This window comes from Tardiphaga sp. 709 (assembly GCF_032401055.1).
GTDB lineage: Bacteria > Pseudomonadota > Alphaproteobacteria > Rhizobiales > Xanthobacteraceae > Tardiphaga.
On the sequence record NZ_CP135529.1, the window covers coordinates 3,790,715 to 3,805,429 of the forward strand.

Genomic DNA, 14,715 nt, shown 5'->3' on the forward strand with positions numbered 1-14,715 from the left:
GAATGTGCGAGACGAAGAGCGCGGCGCAAGCCGCGCTTTTTTGTGATGTGAAGACTGCATACCTCGGTCGCATTGGCGTCGTGATCGCCGAGTGCTATATGACTGGAATGTTTCTAGACCTGCACCAGCACGCATTGCGCATCGTCATCGACGATCATAGCCGGCTGCCCGGTCGCTTCTTCGGTCGCTTCACCACGTCGATCGTGGGTGCGCTTAGAAGCGCGTGAGCAATCTCACGCGTTTCTTTCCCCGTTTCTCAGTTGCGCGCTTTGCGCCGCCGATGCGGCAGATCATTTAGCAGCACGCAACTGGCCCACGTTTTCTTTTGAGGCCTGATCTCATGACTGACTCTGCAAAGCCCACCACCCTGTACGACAAGATCTGGAACGACCATTTGGTCGAGGAAGCCGCCGACGGCACCTGCCTGCTTTATATCGACCGCCATCTGGTGCACGAAGTGACGAGCCCGCAGGCCTTCGAAGGTCTGCGTGCTGCCGGCCGCCGTGTGCATGCGCCGGAGAAGACGCTCGCTGTCGTCGATCACAACGTGCCGACCACCGATCGCACAAAGCCTAACCCCGATCCGGAAAGCACCGAGCAGATCGCGACGCTGGCCGAAAACGTGCGGGAATTCGGCATCGAATATTACAACGAGTTCGATAAGCGCCAAGGCATCGTTCATGTCATCGGCCCCGAGCAGGGCTTTACGCTGCCGGGCACGACGATCGTTTGCGGCGACAGCCACACCTCGACGCATGGCGCATTCGGCGCGCTGGCGCACGGCATCGGCACGTCGGAAGTCGAGCACGTGCTGGCAACGCAGACGCTGATCCAGAAGAAAGCGAAGAACATGCGCGCCACCGTCGATGGCAAGTTGCCCGACGGCGTCACCGGCAAGGACATCATCCTGGCCATCATCGGCGAGATCGGCACCGCCGGCGGCACCGGCTATGTGCTGGAATATGCCGGCGAGGCGATCCGCGCGCTGTCGATGGAAGGCCGCATGACGGTCTGCAACATGTCAATTGAGGGCGGCGCCCGCGCCGGCCTGATTGCGCCCGACGAGAAGGCCTATGAATTCCTCAAGGGTCGCCCGATGTCGCCGAAGGGCGAGATGTGGGAACAGGCTGTGCGTTACTGGGAAACACTGCGCTCCGACGAAGGCGCGCATTTCGATCACGAGATTCGTCTCGATGCGGCGAAGCTGCCGCCGATCGTCACCTGGGGCACGTCGCCTGAGGACGTCATCTCGATCTCCGGCAAGGTGCCGAACCCGGCGGACATCGCGGATGAAGCCAAGCGTCTCTCCAAGGAGCGCGCGCTGGCCTATATGGGTCTGACCGCGGGTACGAAAATCACCGATATCAAGCTGGATCGCGTCTTCATCGGCTCCTGCACCAATGGCCGTATCGAAGATCTGCGCGCCGCGGCCAAGGTCGTCGACGGCAAGACTGTCAACGGCCATGTCTCGGCGATGATCGTGCCGGGCTCGGGTCTGGTGAAGGAGCAGGCGGAAGCCGAAGGGCTCGACAAGATCTTTCTGAAAGCCGGCTTCGAATGGCGCGAGCCCGGCTGCTCCATGTGTCTGGCGATGAACCCCGACAAGCTGGCGCCGGAAGAACGCTGCGCCGCCACTTCGAACCGCAACTTCGAGGGTCGTCAGGGCCACAAGGGCCGCACCCATCTGGTGTCGCCGGCGATGGCGGCTGCGGCTGCGATCGCGGGGCACTTCGTCGATATCAGAGAGTGGCACTGAGTCACTCGCTCGTCATTCCGGGGCAGGCCGGGTCGCGTAGCGGGCCGGCGTGAACCCGGAATCCCGACGTGGGTCCGCGTCTTCCTCGCCTGGAATGAGCAGGCGATGAATACACCGAGATTCCGGGTTCGCATTGCAGCGGCTACGCCGCCTTCATGCGCCCCGGAATGACAGCCGCGTGTATCCGGGCTAACTTTGCGACATGCTGCGCCCGCCCTCGAAACCGATCAATCTCGATATCATCGCCGCCCGCCGCATCTGGTTGCGCGCGCAGCGGCTCGATGCACGTGCGCCGTTCGGTGACGGCGCAGAGGCGGTGAAGGCTGCCGTCCAGCATCTCGGTTATGTGCAGATCGACACCATCAATGTGATCGAGCGCAGCCATCATCACATCCTGTTCTCGCGCACCCCCAACTACAAACGGGCAGATCTCAGGCAGGCGCAGACGCACGACAAGAGCGTGTTCGAATACTGGACCCATGCGCTTGCTTATGTGCCGACCGACGATATCGGCTTCTTCGTGCCGGACATGAAATATTATCGCCGTGAGGGCCACGGCTGGTTCGCGTCGGTGACACCGGCGGACAAGCGCAAGGTGATGCGGCTGGCCAAGGCCGGCCCGCTGTCGATTCGCGACATCGATGACGACGTGCTGCGCGAGAAGGATCATGAATGGGCCAGCCGCAAGCCGTCGAAGCGGGCGCTGCAATTGGCGTTCTATGAGGGGCATCTCACGATCTCCGAACGGCAGGGCATGCTGAAGACCTATGATCTTCTGCTGCGGCATTTCGGTTGGGAGACGCTGCCGAAAGCGGCGAGCGCTACGGAGAAGTTCGCCTATCTGCTGGACCGCGCGCTGCGGTCGCAGGGCATCGTCAGTCTCGATTCGATCTGCCATCTGGATGCACCGAGCAAGGCCGGCATACGCAAGCTGATTGAGGCCCGTGTGCGCAAGGGCGAGCTGATGGCCGTTACGCTCGGAGGCGCCGGCAAGCAGGAGCACTGGACGACGCCCGCGGCGATCGAGGACACCAGCCCGGGCGAGGCGGGGCTCGTGCATGTGCTGTCGCCATTCGATCCCCTGGTGATCCAACGCAAGCGGACCAATTTGTTCTTCGGGCATGACCATCGCTTCGAGGCCTATGTGCCGAAAGAAAAACGCCAGCTCGGCTATTTCGCACTGCCGGTGCTGGTGGACGATCAGATCGTGGCCGCTGTCGATCTCAAGACCGATCGCCAGAAGCGCAAATTGCTGATGCAGCAATGGAGCTGGGTCGGTGATGGCGCCAAGCCGAAAACACCGCGCAAGGAATGGAAGCGCCGCATCGAGGAAGAACTCGGGCGGTTCGAGGCGTTTCAGCTGGGTGAATAGAAGCGGGCAGTGCCAGTCCTAGACTCCGACGTCATCCGCGGGCTTGACCCGCGGATCCATCTTGCTGCGCAACTAAGTTTAAGAAGAAAGATGGATGGCCGGGTTACCTAGCGAAGCTCGCTTCGCGCTGCCCGGCCATGACGGAGTCTGTGGTGAGTTCGAGGTCGTTACGCACGCTTACCAATAAACGTTGAAGCGATGGTAATGGCGCCGGTGGTGCCAGTGGCGGTGATGCCAGGGGCGATAGCGGCAGATCTTGCGTGGGCCGTAATAGGTCCAGACGATCCGGCAGAAACGGCGCGGCTGGTAGTAACGCGGGCCATAATAGTGGTTCGGCGCATAGGCGTAATAGTGCGGGCGGAAATGGCGGCGATAGCCGTAATGGCGCGCGCCGTAGTAACGCGCCGGCGCATAATAGGGGCGCCTTGCGATCAATGGCGCCGCGTAGCGATAGCCACCGCCATGGAATGCGGGGCCGCGCCGGAAGCCGCCGCCGACAAAGGCCGGGCCCGGGCGGAAACCGCCGCCGCCACGAAACGCAGGCGCTACGGCACGGAAGCCTCCGCCTCCACCGCCACCCCGAAGCGCCGGCATGCCGCCGCCGCGAAGTCCGCCGCCACCTCCGCCATGAAAGGCGTGACCGCCGCCACCGCCGCGGAAACCTCCACCGCCACCGCGTCCACCGCGATGCTGGACCTGCATGAGCAACGCGTCGCTCGCCTGCTTGGCTGCGGGTGCCGCGCCGGGATTGATCAGCGAGACAGCCCGTGCCGATGGCGTCAGCGACATCATCATCGCTGCGGCGGCAGCCACGCCGAGCGAGCGCGTCATGAATTGTCTGATCGCAAAACCTCGTTCGGCATTCAGGACAGGTTGTCGATTTTGAACATCTCTCATCGGAAACATCCTCCCTCGATCAGCGCATGGGACATCGATCGCGCAAACCTGACGGCACAGGTCCCCGCTTGCGCCAACGGTGCGTTTGCGCATGGTCGTGTCATGTGAGTTGTCGCGCCTTGACCGAAAATTAAGGATGCTGATCTGAACGCGTCATGAATAACGCAGGCGGAAGCCGCGCGGCGCGCACAAAAAAACAGGCGCCGCAAAGGGCGCCTGTCGATGTCGTCTGGAGATCCTGGAATTTACCAGCGGCCGAAGCTGAAGCCGACGCTGAGCGGGCCGCCGAAACCGACGCCCGGGCCATAACCATAGGCGCCATAGGGACGATAGCCGCCGTAATAGCCGTAGGGCCGATAGCCGTATCCGCCGTAGTAAGCAGGGCGATAGGCATAGGGGCGTCCGTAATAGGCCGGGCCGTAATAGGAGCGGTACGGACGATAGCCGTATCCGTAACCATAACGCGGGCCGTAATAGCCGCGATACCCGTAATGCCGGTGACCAAAGTGATGGCGGTGGTGGAAGTGGCGATGGCGCCGCTGCGCGCTGAAGTCCGTCGCCTTTGCCTTGTTGTCTGCCGCAGCCTTTTGAGGCGTCTGTGCGTCAGCCATTGCGGGGGCGCTGGTCAATGCGCCACCAAGTGAAAGTGTTGCAGCCAGCATGGCTGCGCCTACCCAGTTCTTCATGATTTTTCCTTGCCTCGATCGCTTTCCATCGATCGTCTTTCGTCGCCTTCACCCCATAACGCATATAGCTACAATGATTTCCCGCGACAGAGAGACGCGGTCAACATCCCGTCAACGAGAACAGGCGCACTTGCGTGCGCCTGTTTCCATTTCAGAGATATTCTCAGTAGCGCCAGCCGTGACGACGCACGTGATGCGGCCGGTGCCAGCCATGATGGCGGCGGACGTGATGCGGGCGATGCCAGCCGTGGTGACGGCGCATGCCGTGATGCGGGCGATAGCCGCGATCGTGGTGATGACGATACTGCACCTCGGTCGTCAGCTTCTCACTGCCTTGCACAGACGATGCGATGCCTGGGCTGTTCAGCGAGACTGCGTTCGCCTGCTGCGTTGGCGCTGCGACGAACAGCAATCCTGCGACGGCAGCGAAGCCAAAAAATTTCTTTACGTTCACGTGTTCTCTCCTGGGTCTGCTGCGTTCATGTCGAGATGCAGCTTCACGAATGGATCATCGCCCATGCTGATGACGCTAGGGTTTGAGAGGTGAACGCGATGTGAATGGTGCGTGAGCGATATGACGCGGTGGCGGACTGTCGCAGCCGTGGAACGAATGCGCGTCATCGCGCCAATGTGAAGCATGGTTGTAAAACCAAACCGCTGCGCGACACGTATCTCGATCATGCAATGATGGAGGCCATCATGATGCGCTTGATCTCGACGATTGTTGTCACGCTCGCATTTGTCTCCGCCGCTCTGGATCAGTGGATCGAACAGGCGCAGGCGTCGCAAGGCCCCGGCGTGATGCCCGGCACCGCAGGCACGGCAACACAACTCGCCATGGCGATCATCGTCTATGGCGGTTCGGCGATAGTGATTGCAGCGGGTCTGATCGGTGCCGCGCGAGAGCGCCGCTAGGTTAGCCGCGGCGCCAGTAGCAGTTCATGCGCGGCACGATCACGGTGCCGCTCGGGCGATATTCCTGCACCAGATTGGCGGTGCAATCGCGCACGGCATTCGGGCCGGGATTGTAGCTGGGATAGACACCGCGTTCGTCCGGGGTGCGATAGATGCGAACGCGCGGGCGCGCGCGGCGAGGCTGAACGCTGTCGTCGGACTGGGCGATCTGCGTGGCCGTCTGTGCCTGTGCGACGCCAACCATAGGCAACGCGCCGAGCGCAACCGCCAATCCCAGTGCCGCCATCATGATCCGCATTTTAACGCCCCAAACCGCCATAGGCATGATCCCGAAAAGTAAATGCCGATTTTCGCCGACAAACGGGTTCGTTTGTCGAGAGATCATGCCTCAAACAACGCCGCAAAGTCTCCGATTGCCGCCCGCCCGTCAACCGCTCGTAGGCGCACTGCACCGGCGCATTGCCATGTCACGGGAATTGGCTAGACAGGGAACATGTGGCACCAGGCGAAAGCACCCGATCTTGCCGAAATGGAGGACATGGCCCATGCCATGCTCGCCCTCCTGCCGGAGGGTTTCCGCAAGCTCTGCGCGGACGTGATCATCCGGGTCGACGATTTCCCGACGGATGAGGTGCTGGAGGAGATGCAGGCCGAGACCGAATTCGACCTGCTCGGCCTGTTCCAGGGCGTCGGCCTGCCGTTCCAGAGTCATGACAACACTGGTCAGTTGCCCAACATGATCTGGCTGTATCGCCGGCCGATCCTGGATTACTGGGCCGAACACGACGAAACCCTCGGCCATATCGTCCGCCACGTGCTGATCCACGAGATCGGCCACCATTTCGGCCTGTCGGACGCTGATATGGAGGCCATCGAGGCTGGCGTCGCCGATTAGCCCTGCATAAATCACCCTTGGACGGGCCGCCCGATCGGGCTAAAACGCCCGCTCAATCCGAGGATACGTTCATGGACAAGTTCACCACGCTGGAAGGCGTCGCGGCGCCGCTGAAGATCATCAATGTCGACACCGACATGATCATTCCGAAGCAGTATCTGAAGACCATCAAGCGCACCGGCCTCGGCAAGGGTCTGTTCTCGGAAGCGCGCTATCTCGATGACGGCAGCGAGAACCCGGATTTCGTCCTCAACAAGCCTGCCTATCGCAATGCCAAGATCATGGTCGCGGGCGACAATTTCGGCTGCGGTTCGTCGCGCGAACACGCGCCGTGGGCGCTGCTGGATTTCGGCATCCGCTGCGTGATCTCGACCTCGTTCGGCGACATTTTCTACAACAACTGCTTCAAGAACGGCGTGCTGCCGATCCGCGTCTCGCAGAAGGATCTCGACGCGTTGTTCGACGATGCCGAGCGCGGCGCCAATGCGACCATCACCATCGATCTGCCGAACCAGGAAATCCGCGGCCCTGACGGCGGCACCGTGAAGTTCGAGATCGATCCGTTCCGCAAGCACTGCCTGCTCAACGGTCTCGACGATATCGGCCTGACAATGGAGAAGAAGGCCTCCATCGACAGCTACGAAGAGAAGCTCAAGACCGCACGCGCCTGGGCCTGATCACACTTCGGAAGGTGACGCGTGATTCCTGACGTCGTCACCTTTTGGGAGGGCCCGCTCGATGCGCTGCGCAGGCTGTGCCTGCGCTCGCAGGTCGACGCTGGCCACCGCGTCACGCTCTACAGTTTTGCTCCCATCACCGATCTGCCGGACGGCGTGAGCAATGCCGATGCGGAAGCCGTGCTGCCGCGCGCCTTTGCCGAGCGGTTGCGCCCATCAGCTCCCAATGGCGCATGGGTCGGCTGGACCCCGCTGCAGTTCAGCGATTTCTTTCGCATCCGGCTGATGGCCGAAGGTCTTGGCCTCTGGTTGGATGCGGACGTGCTGTTGCTGAAGCCGATCGAGATTGATCCGGCAAAGCCCTATTTCGCCTGGGAGAAGCGACGTCAGCTCGGCAATTCGGTGCTGTATCTTCCGCCCAATGATCCGATCGTCGCGGCGTTCGAGGCGCTGATCAGGCAGGATGAGTTGACGCCCGACTGGATGTCACTGCGTCACCGGCTCGCTTTCACGTGGCGCAAGCTGCGCGGTAGTGCGAAGCGCGCCAGCGACGTCCGCGTCGCGATTTTCGGCCCGGCATCGCTGACGGCGCTGGCGAAACGCCACGGCTCCCAGCATCACGCGCTGCCGCGGAGGGCTTATTATTCGATTCATGCGGAGCCAAAGCTGTTCTTCGAGCCGTCGGACTTTGCGACGCTGGTCGGCGATCCCGAGATATTGGGTTTTCACATCTCGCCGAAAGGGCGCGGGAAGGAAGCGCCGATGCCCGGAAGCTTTTATGCCTGGGCGACCGAGCGGGTCGGCGATCGGTAGACGAGCCAGGCTCTCGAAGCGCCCGGCCTCCCACGTCATTCCGGGGCGAGCGTCGCCGGCGAAGCCGGCAGAGGGCGAAGCTGACCTCCCGACCCACTCTCGTCATTCCGGGGCGCACGAAGGCGGCAATGCCGCCGAAGCGCGAACCCGGAATCTCAGAGTGTTTTGCGTTGAACATGCGGAGATTCCGGGTTCGCTTGCGCGACGTTGTCGCTCCAGCGCCCCGGAATGACGGGTGTGAGGTGGCAAGACAGCGCTTAAACATTTTTTCCTATTCTTCGTTGACAATATCCCCGCCTTGATTATATTCCTCTTTGTCCTGCCCCACCGAGAGGGGCGATCGCGATCGTCACGTTCGCGGGGTGGGATGCGGTGGACGCCGGAGATGCGGCGTTACGCGGTTCATGGGGGACGTCTGTCTTCGGGCAGGACGGATCTGCGCCAGCACTGCCACTGGCAAGGAGACGGCTGGCCTTGGGATGGAAAGACCCCTGGACAGTGTGACGGACGACCAAGTCGAAACGCGTCCGGCTTACTCGCTTGAGGCACCCTGTCCCATTCGCCTTGGGACTGTAATTTTGGTGATCGGATCGTTCGCCATGGCAACGCGCAAGCAACCGAAAAAACACCGTATGCGGAACGTCGGGCAATCGCTCGGCGCCTCCGAAAGTCCTGATGCACTCTAGATTGCGGAAGACCGCATTCGCATCAGGCCCAAGGGTGCAACGGGCACCCGGCGTTCCGCACGCCCTCTCGCAGGGGGGTGGGAATGCAAGACACGACGGCGCCCCCGCGCCGCAAACAACAGGGGCGATGACGCATGTCTGAAGGACAAGACTCTCCAGAACAGTGGCTGTTTGACAGTTGAATCTGAAATAGCGTGAGCATGCGAACGCTCACAACAAACTCCACTTCATGCCCGGCGAATGCCGGGTATCCACGTCTTGGCCACAAGGAAGACGTGGATGGCCGGGAGCATCTAGCGAAGCTCGCTTCGCGCCCCGGCCATGACATGAGGTCCGGTCTCATCGTAAAACGCGCGTCGCGCTGTCCATCCCGACCCGGAATGACGCCTGCGCGTCAGTTCCCCATCGCCGCAATCGCGTCCGAGATCGCGATTGTGCGCTTGGCCATATCCGCATGCAGCCGCTCGACCATCTTGCCGTCGAGCTGAATCGCGCCGCGGCTGGCGTTTTCCGGCTGTTCGAACGCTGCGATGATGCGGCGGGCCTGGGCAACTTCGTCGGCGGGCGGCGTGAAGACCTTGTTGCAGGCCTCGATCTGGCTCGGATGGATCAGCGTCTTGCCGTCGAAGCCGATGTCGCGGCCCTGTTCGGCTTCGGCGATGAAGCCCTCGGTATCGCTGAAATTGCTGTAGGGACCATCGAGAATTTCGAGACCATGCAACCGCGTCGCCAGCACGCAATGGGTGATCATGCCAAGCATCGCTGCGCGGCCGGGCATCATGCGGATGCGGGTCTCGCGGGCGATATCGTTGGGGCCGAACACGAAGCCGGCCAGGCGATTCTCGGAATCGCGCGAGGCAGCCGCGAGCTCTTCCGCATGGAGGATGGCGCGCGAGGTCTCGATCATGGCCCAGACCTTGATCGACATGTCGGCGCCAATGTCACTCAGACGATCGGCAATGGCGGAGAGATCCTCGACGCTGGAGATCTTCGGCACGAGGATGCCGTCCGGCTTGGCCTTGCCGGCCATGGTGACGTCGTCGATCCACCACGGCGAATCCAGCGCATTGATGCGGATGATGACCTCGCGTTTGCCGAAGCCGCCGGCAGCCAAGGTCTGTGCGATGGCGTCGCGTGCGGTTCCCTTGGCGTCCGGCGCCACGGCGTCTTCAAGGTCCAGAATAATGCCGTCAGCGGCCACGGTCCGGGCCTTCTCCAGCGCGCGCGGATTCGAGCCGGGCATGAACAAATGGCTGCGGCGCGGACGGATCATGGCGTCATTTCCCTGTAATTATGGCCTGTTCGTTATTCAGGCATTCGCGATAACATTTCAGCACGTCGCCCGGAAGGCTTGTTCGCGCTGGCGTCCTATGGTTATCCGTGGGGACCCATGAGGCAGACCATGACAGCATCATTTCCGCAGCAACTGATTGCCGGCTACCAGACCTTCACGTCGGAGCGATTGCCGACCGAGCAGTCGCGCTTCCGCGAATTATCGGAAAAGGGCCAGTCGCCGGAAGTCATGGTGATCGGCTGCTGCGATTCGCGGGTGTCGCCGGAGGTCATCTTCGATGCCTCGCCCGGCGAACTGTTCGTGGTGCGCAACATCGCCAACCTGGTGCCGGTCTATCAACCCGATGGCGGCGCCCATGGCGTTTCGGCAGCGCTGGAATATGCGGTGCAGGTGCTGAAGGTGAAGCACATCGTCATCCTCGGCCACGCGCAATGTGGCGGTATCCGTGCTTTCGTCGACAATGCGGCGCCGCTGTCGCCGGGTGACTTCATCGGCCGCTGGATGTCGATGTTCATCAAGCCCGACGAAAAGGTCGAGATCCGCGAGCACGAGGCGTTCCAGGATTTCGTCACCCGTATCGAAAAGGCCGCCGTGTTCCGCAGCCTTGAGAACCTGATGACGTTCCCGTTTGTGAGCAGCAAGGTCGCGAAGGGCGAACTCGAATTGCACGGCGCTTACTTTGGCGTCGCGGTGGGATCGCTGTCGGTGCTGGATCAGGTCGCGAAAGAGTTTCGGCCGGTCAGCCAGGCAAAGGCCTCCTGATACCCCGACCTCATCATCGGGCGGCTTCCACGCGCTATGAAAAGAAAAAGCCCGGACGCTTTTGCGACCGGGCTTCGTTGTTTTTGCGAGGCTGCGGGAAGTTTACGCGGCCTTCTTCTTCGCAGTGATCAGCTTGCGGTTGATCAGGCATTCCGCGATCTGCACGGCGTTGAGCGCCGCGCCCTTGCGGAGGTTGTCCGAGACACACCACAGAACGAGACCGTTATCGACCGTCGCATCCGTGCGGATACGGCTGATATAGGTAGCGTCTTCGCCGGCGGCTTCATAAGGCGTGACGTAGCCACCGGGCTCGCGCTTGTCGATCACGAGGCAGCCTGGCGCATTGCGCAGGATGTCGCGGGCTTCATCTTCCGAGATCGGGTTCTCGAATTCGATGTTGACCGCTTCCGAGTGGCCGACGAACACCGGCACGCGCACGCAGGTCGCGGACATCTTGATTTTGGGATCAAGAATCTTCTTGGTCTCCATCATCATCTTCCACTCTTCCTTGGTGTAGCCGTCCTCCATGAACACGTCGATCTGAGGGATGACGTTGAAGGCGATACGCTTCGGGAATTTGTTATTGACCAGCTCGCTGTTGGTGTAGACGGCCTTGGTCTGCGAGAACAACTCGTCCATCGCATCCTTGCCGGCGCCCGACACCGACTGATAGGTCGAGACGACGACGCGCTTGATGGTCGCCTTGTCATGCAGCGGCTTCAGCGCCACCACGAGCTGCGCAGTCGAGCAGTTCGGGTTTGCGATGATGTTCTTCTTGGTGAAGCCATCAACGGCAGCAGCGTTTACTTCCGGCACGATCAACGGCACGTCCGGGTCCATACGCCATGTCGACGAATTGTCGATCACGACGGCACCGGCTGCGCCGATCTTCGGCGACCATTCCTTCGACACGGCTCCGCCGGCCGACATCAGGCAGATGTCGACGTCGCTGAAGTCATAGGTCGCAAGGTCTTTGCATTTCAGGGTTTTGTCGCCGAAGGAAACCTCAACGCCCATGCTGCGGCGCGACGCAAGCGCCACGACCTCGTCAGCGGGGAATTTACGTTCATCCAGAATGCTGAGCATTTCACGCCCGACATTGCCGGTCGCTCCGACCAGCGCGACTTTGTAACCCATCGTTCACTCTCCGAAGAAAAATGCTTCACCCCCACATACCGTGGAAAGGGAAGAGCCGCGCTTCTATGCGAGAAACGTCGCAAAGACAACGTCCTAAGCGTGTTTGCGTGTGTTGATGCGTTCAATTTTGGTTTCGCACCACCCAAAGTCGGCAGGTGTCCATCCGGCCCTGCAGAGCTTTGCCGACGAGTGCGGTGCCATCGCCGTGCGCCTGCTCGCTTATATGGGGGCGCTGGCACTGGTTGTCATGGCCGCGGTTACCGTTTTCGACGGGCTGGAATTCGACCTCAGCAGCGAACCGGTCGCCAAAGCCGGCTGGAGCGTCGCCAGCCGTTCCCATCCAGCCTTCGCCGTCAGCCAGTTTGATTCATTAGGTAAAACAGCCTCTTACGAGATCTTGAGACACCCCGGAGGCGGTCGCAAGGATGTCCTGCGTTGGTCGTCGCCCGGAGAGCCCCCGGTGGCCGAGCTGGAATTGTATCGCCCTGGTGCCGAGGCTGGGCGGGCAGGTCCGCCGGCAGCGGACATTGCGGGCCGCATGGACCCCGGCGGCGTCCGCGACGTGGTGGGCGAGGGCATTATCGACAGCAAGTTCGGGCCGGTCGCCCTGATGGGCTTTTCCGACCGGCTGAAGGACAGCAAGCGTTGCCTCGGCTTCATGAAGACGCTGGAGGTGGCCAATCTCAGGATTTCCGGCTGGTCGTGCCAGGGCGACGGCCTGCCGGCGCGGCGGGCTGCGATTGCCTGCACCCTGAACCGGCTGGTGCTGCTGACCGCCGGCAATGAACCCCGGCTGCAGGAGGCCTTTGCCCAAGCAGATTTGAAGCGGGCCAGCTGCATTAGCGGCGCGGCGCTGTCGGCCACTTCGGTCGATTGGGTCACCGGCGCCCAGAACCCGCTGCTGCGCGGCAGTCTGTGACCTCTTCGTGATGTGCAGGACCAAGACCTTGGATTACATGCAACATTCGGCCACCCCGCGCATTATATCGACGACTGTGGCCGGATAGACCTTGTGGCCGGATACCCCGGCCAGCTAAATTGACCGCAAATCGGATTTGCCGACTCGGCTTTTGAACGCCGATCTTCTGACTGCAATGAGGACCTGATGACCTTGAAATTCCCCGCCGCGAAAACTCTCGCCATGTTGTTCGCGACGGTTGCCGTCATCGCGACCGCCGTTGCCGTCTCGCCGGCCGATGCCGCCACCAAGAAGAAGGTTCGTGTTTCTGACCGTGACGCTGTCTATGGCGCACGCGGCCCGAACGTGTCCTATCAGCAGGGCCGCACCCGCGTTTACGTGACGCGTCGCTCCTGGCTCGATGCCGGCGTCGAAGTGCTCCCGGGTGACCGCAAGTTCACCGACTACGCCTATCCGCCCGGTTACTCTTTCGCCCGCGACAACAACAACCGTCCGCTGGACCGCCAGCCGCTCAACTCGCAGTGGGATCTCGGCGGCTACCCCGAGCGCTTCCCGCTCTACTGAGCGCAGCGACATATCGATACGAAAATGCCCGGCTGAGCCGGGCATTTTTTGTTTGTGGGGAAGGTCTCTCCGATGTCGTCCCCGCGAAGGCGGGGACCCATACACGCCGAAGATCTAATCGAAGCGCTGTAGCCGCAACTCTGTCGCTTAACCCACGCTCATCGTGGTTATGGGTCCCCGCCTTCGCGGGTACGACAGATCGAGAGGCTTGAGCCTTCGCGCGCTTAGGCGTGCAGCGCCTGCAGTTCCTTCAGCAGCGCTTCGCCCATGCCGGACGTGCTCACAATGGTCGCGCCGTCCGACTTGATATCCGCCGTGCGCAGGCCCTTCGCCAACACCGCGGCGATCGCCTGGTCGACCTTGTCGGCCAACTCGCCCATCTCCAGCGAATAACGCAGCGCCATGCCGAACGAGGCGATCATGGCCAGGGGGTTGGCCATGCCTTTGCCGGCGATATCCGGCGCTGAGCCGTGCACCGGCTCATACATTGCCTTGCGCTTTTTGGTCTTGGCATCGACTTCGCCGAGCGAGGCCGAGGGCAGCATGCCAAGCGAGCCGGTCAGCATCGCTGCGATGTCGGAGAGCATGTCGCCGAACAGATTGTCGGTGACGATGACGTCGAACTGCTTCGGCCACTTCACGAGGTTCATGCCGCCGGAATCAGCGAGCTGATGCTCGAGCGTGACGTCCTTGTATTCGCGGCCATGCACCTGGGTGACAACCTCGTTCCAGAGCACGCCCGACTTCATGACGTTACGCTTCTCCATCGACGTCACCTTGTTCTGGCGCTTGCGGGCCAGATCGAAAGCGACGCGGGCGATGCGCTCGATTTCATAGGTGTCGTAAACCTGCGTATCGACGGCACGCTTCTGGCCGTTGCCGAGATCGGTGATGGTCTTCGGCTCGCCGAAATAGACACCGCCGGTGAGTTCGCGCACGATCATGATATCGAGGCCCTCGACCACTTCGCGCTTCAGGCTCGAGGAGTCGGCGAGGGCGGGATAGCAGACCGCCGGACGCAGATTGGCGAACAGGCCGAGATCCTTGCGCAGGCGCAGCAGGCCGGCTTCCGGGCGATGCTCATAGGGGACGCCGTCCCATTTCGGGCCGCCGATAGCGCCGAAGATGATGGCGTCGGCAGCATTGGCCTTGGCCATGGTGGCATCGGTGATCGGCAGCTTGTCGGCATCATAGGATGCGCCGCCAACCAGGCCGGTCTCGGATTCGAATTTGGCGATGCCCTGGGCGTCGATCCAGTCGATCAGGCGCGTCACCTCCGCCATCACTTCGGGGCCGATCCCGTCGCCGGGGAGAACCAGCAGTTTGTGCGCCGCCATGATCG

At 61.8% G+C, this 14,715-nt stretch carries 17 protein-coding genes; 10 read left to right on the forward strand and 7 right to left on the reverse strand.

Annotation, left to right across the window (positions count from 1 at the left end):
- The first annotated feature begins 2 nt into the window (after window positions 1–2).
- The 3 genes from RSO67_RS18545 to RSO67_RS18555 all read left to right on the forward strand — a co-directional run bounded on the left by RSO67_RS18545 (window position 3) and on the right by RSO67_RS18555 (window position 3,128).
- The gene (locus RSO67_RS18545; RefSeq protein ID WP_315840040.1) at window positions 3–227 is read left to right on the forward strand and encodes a hypothetical protein; all 225 of its coding nucleotides are present in this window, start codon (window positions 3–5) and stop codon (window positions 225–227) included.
- A 113-nt stretch (window positions 228–340) separates the two neighbouring features.
- Entirely contained in the window at window positions 341–1,756 is a 1,416-nt protein-coding gene (leuC, locus tag RSO67_RS18550) for a 3-isopropylmalate dehydratase large subunit (protein WP_093757912.1), read from the forward strand.
- A gap of 202 nt (window positions 1,757–1,958) precedes the next feature.
- A complete protein-coding gene (locus RSO67_RS18555; protein ID WP_315840041.1) occupies window positions 1,959–3,128 on the forward strand; it encodes a winged helix-turn-helix domain-containing protein in 1,170 nt (389 codons plus the stop codon).
- A 177-nt stretch (window positions 3,129–3,305) separates the two neighbouring features.
- Here RSO67_RS18555 and RSO67_RS18560 read toward each other — a convergent pair whose 3' ends face one another.
- From RSO67_RS18560 to RSO67_RS18570, 3 genes are all read right to left on the reverse strand, one after another.
- Window positions 3,306–3,959 (reverse strand): hypothetical protein, encoded by a 654-nt coding sequence (locus RSO67_RS18560; protein WP_315840042.1) that lies wholly within the window; start codon window positions 3,957–3,959, stop codon window positions 3,306–3,308.
- Between the two features lie 311 nt (window positions 3,960–4,270).
- The gene (locus RSO67_RS18565; RefSeq protein WP_315840043.1) at window positions 4,271–4,711 is read right to left on the reverse strand and encodes a hypothetical protein; all 441 of its coding nucleotides are present in this window, start codon (window positions 4,709–4,711) and stop codon (window positions 4,271–4,273) included.
- Between the two features lie 163 nt (window positions 4,712–4,874).
- Window positions 4,875–5,165 (reverse strand): hypothetical protein, encoded by a 291-nt coding sequence (locus RSO67_RS18570; RefSeq protein ID WP_315840044.1) that lies wholly within the window; start codon window positions 5,163–5,165, stop codon window positions 4,875–4,877.
- A 245-nt stretch (window positions 5,166–5,410) separates the two neighbouring features.
- Here RSO67_RS18570 and RSO67_RS18575 point away from each other — a divergent pair, with 245 nt between their 5' ends.
- Window positions 5,411–5,626, forward strand: a complete 216-nt coding sequence (locus RSO67_RS18575; protein WP_315840045.1) for a hypothetical protein — start codon at window positions 5,411–5,413, stop codon at window positions 5,624–5,626.
- A 1-nt stretch (window position 5,627) separates the two neighbouring features.
- Here RSO67_RS18575 and RSO67_RS18580 read toward each other — a convergent pair whose 3' ends face one another.
- Complete coding sequence (locus RSO67_RS18580) at window positions 5,628–5,915, reverse strand: hypothetical protein (protein WP_410001899.1); 288 nt, start codon at window positions 5,913–5,915, stop codon at window positions 5,628–5,630.
- Between the two features lie 204 nt (window positions 5,916–6,119).
- On the opposite strand from RSO67_RS18580, the gene RSO67_RS18585 reads away from it, so the two are divergent.
- The 3 genes from RSO67_RS18585 (at window position 6,120) to RSO67_RS18595 (ending at window position 8,011) form a co-directional block, all read left to right on the forward strand.
- Window positions 6,120–6,521 carry a metallopeptidase family protein gene (locus tag RSO67_RS18585; protein ID WP_315840046.1) on the forward strand — a complete coding sequence of 134 codons (402 nt, stop codon included), beginning with the start codon at window positions 6,120–6,122 and terminating at the stop codon, window positions 6,519–6,521.
- Window positions 6,522–6,592: 71 nt separating this feature from the next.
- Window positions 6,593–7,198, forward strand: a complete 606-nt coding sequence (leuD, locus tag RSO67_RS18590) for a 3-isopropylmalate dehydratase small subunit (RefSeq protein WP_089266479.1) — start codon at window positions 6,593–6,595, stop codon at window positions 7,196–7,198.
- Between the two features lie 21 nt (window positions 7,199–7,219).
- Window positions 7,220–8,011, forward strand: coding sequence for a hypothetical protein (locus RSO67_RS18595; protein WP_315840047.1), 792 nt, complete (start codon window positions 7,220–7,222; stop codon window positions 8,009–8,011).
- 1,080 nt (window positions 8,012–9,091) lie between these two features.
- On the opposite strand, the gene RSO67_RS18600 is transcribed toward RSO67_RS18595, so the two are convergent.
- Entirely contained in the window at window positions 9,092–9,970 is an 879-nt protein-coding gene (locus tag RSO67_RS18600; RefSeq protein WP_315840048.1) for a CoA ester lyase, read from the reverse strand.
- A 129-nt stretch (window positions 9,971–10,099) separates the two neighbouring features.
- Here RSO67_RS18600 and RSO67_RS18605 point away from each other — a divergent pair, with 129 nt between their 5' ends.
- Window positions 10,100–10,753 (forward strand): carbonic anhydrase, encoded by a 654-nt coding sequence (locus RSO67_RS18605; protein WP_315840049.1) that lies wholly within the window; start codon window positions 10,100–10,102, stop codon window positions 10,751–10,753.
- Between the two features lie 102 nt (window positions 10,754–10,855).
- Here RSO67_RS18605 and RSO67_RS18610 read toward each other — a convergent pair whose 3' ends face one another.
- Window positions 10,856–11,890, reverse strand: coding sequence for an aspartate-semialdehyde dehydrogenase (locus tag RSO67_RS18610; protein WP_092140659.1), 1,035 nt, complete (start codon window positions 11,888–11,890; stop codon window positions 10,856–10,858).
- Window positions 11,891–12,005: 115 nt separating this feature from the next.
- On the opposite strand from RSO67_RS18610, the gene RSO67_RS18615 reads away from it, so the two are divergent.
- Window positions 12,006–12,809, forward strand: coding sequence for a hypothetical protein (locus RSO67_RS18615; RefSeq protein ID WP_315844297.1), 804 nt, complete (start codon window positions 12,006–12,008; stop codon window positions 12,807–12,809).
- A 186-nt stretch (window positions 12,810–12,995) separates the two neighbouring features.
- Window positions 12,996–13,373, forward strand: coding sequence for a hypothetical protein (locus tag RSO67_RS18620; RefSeq protein WP_089266485.1), 378 nt, complete (start codon window positions 12,996–12,998; stop codon window positions 13,371–13,373).
- A 224-nt stretch (window positions 13,374–13,597) separates the two neighbouring features.
- Here the strand turns inward: RSO67_RS18620 and leuB are convergent, their stop codons facing one another.
- Window positions 13,598–14,710, reverse strand: a complete 1,113-nt coding sequence (leuB, locus tag RSO67_RS18625) for a 3-isopropylmalate dehydrogenase (protein ID WP_315840050.1) — start codon at window positions 14,708–14,710, stop codon at window positions 13,598–13,600.
- Between the last annotated feature and the right edge of the window lie 5 nt (window positions 14,711–14,715).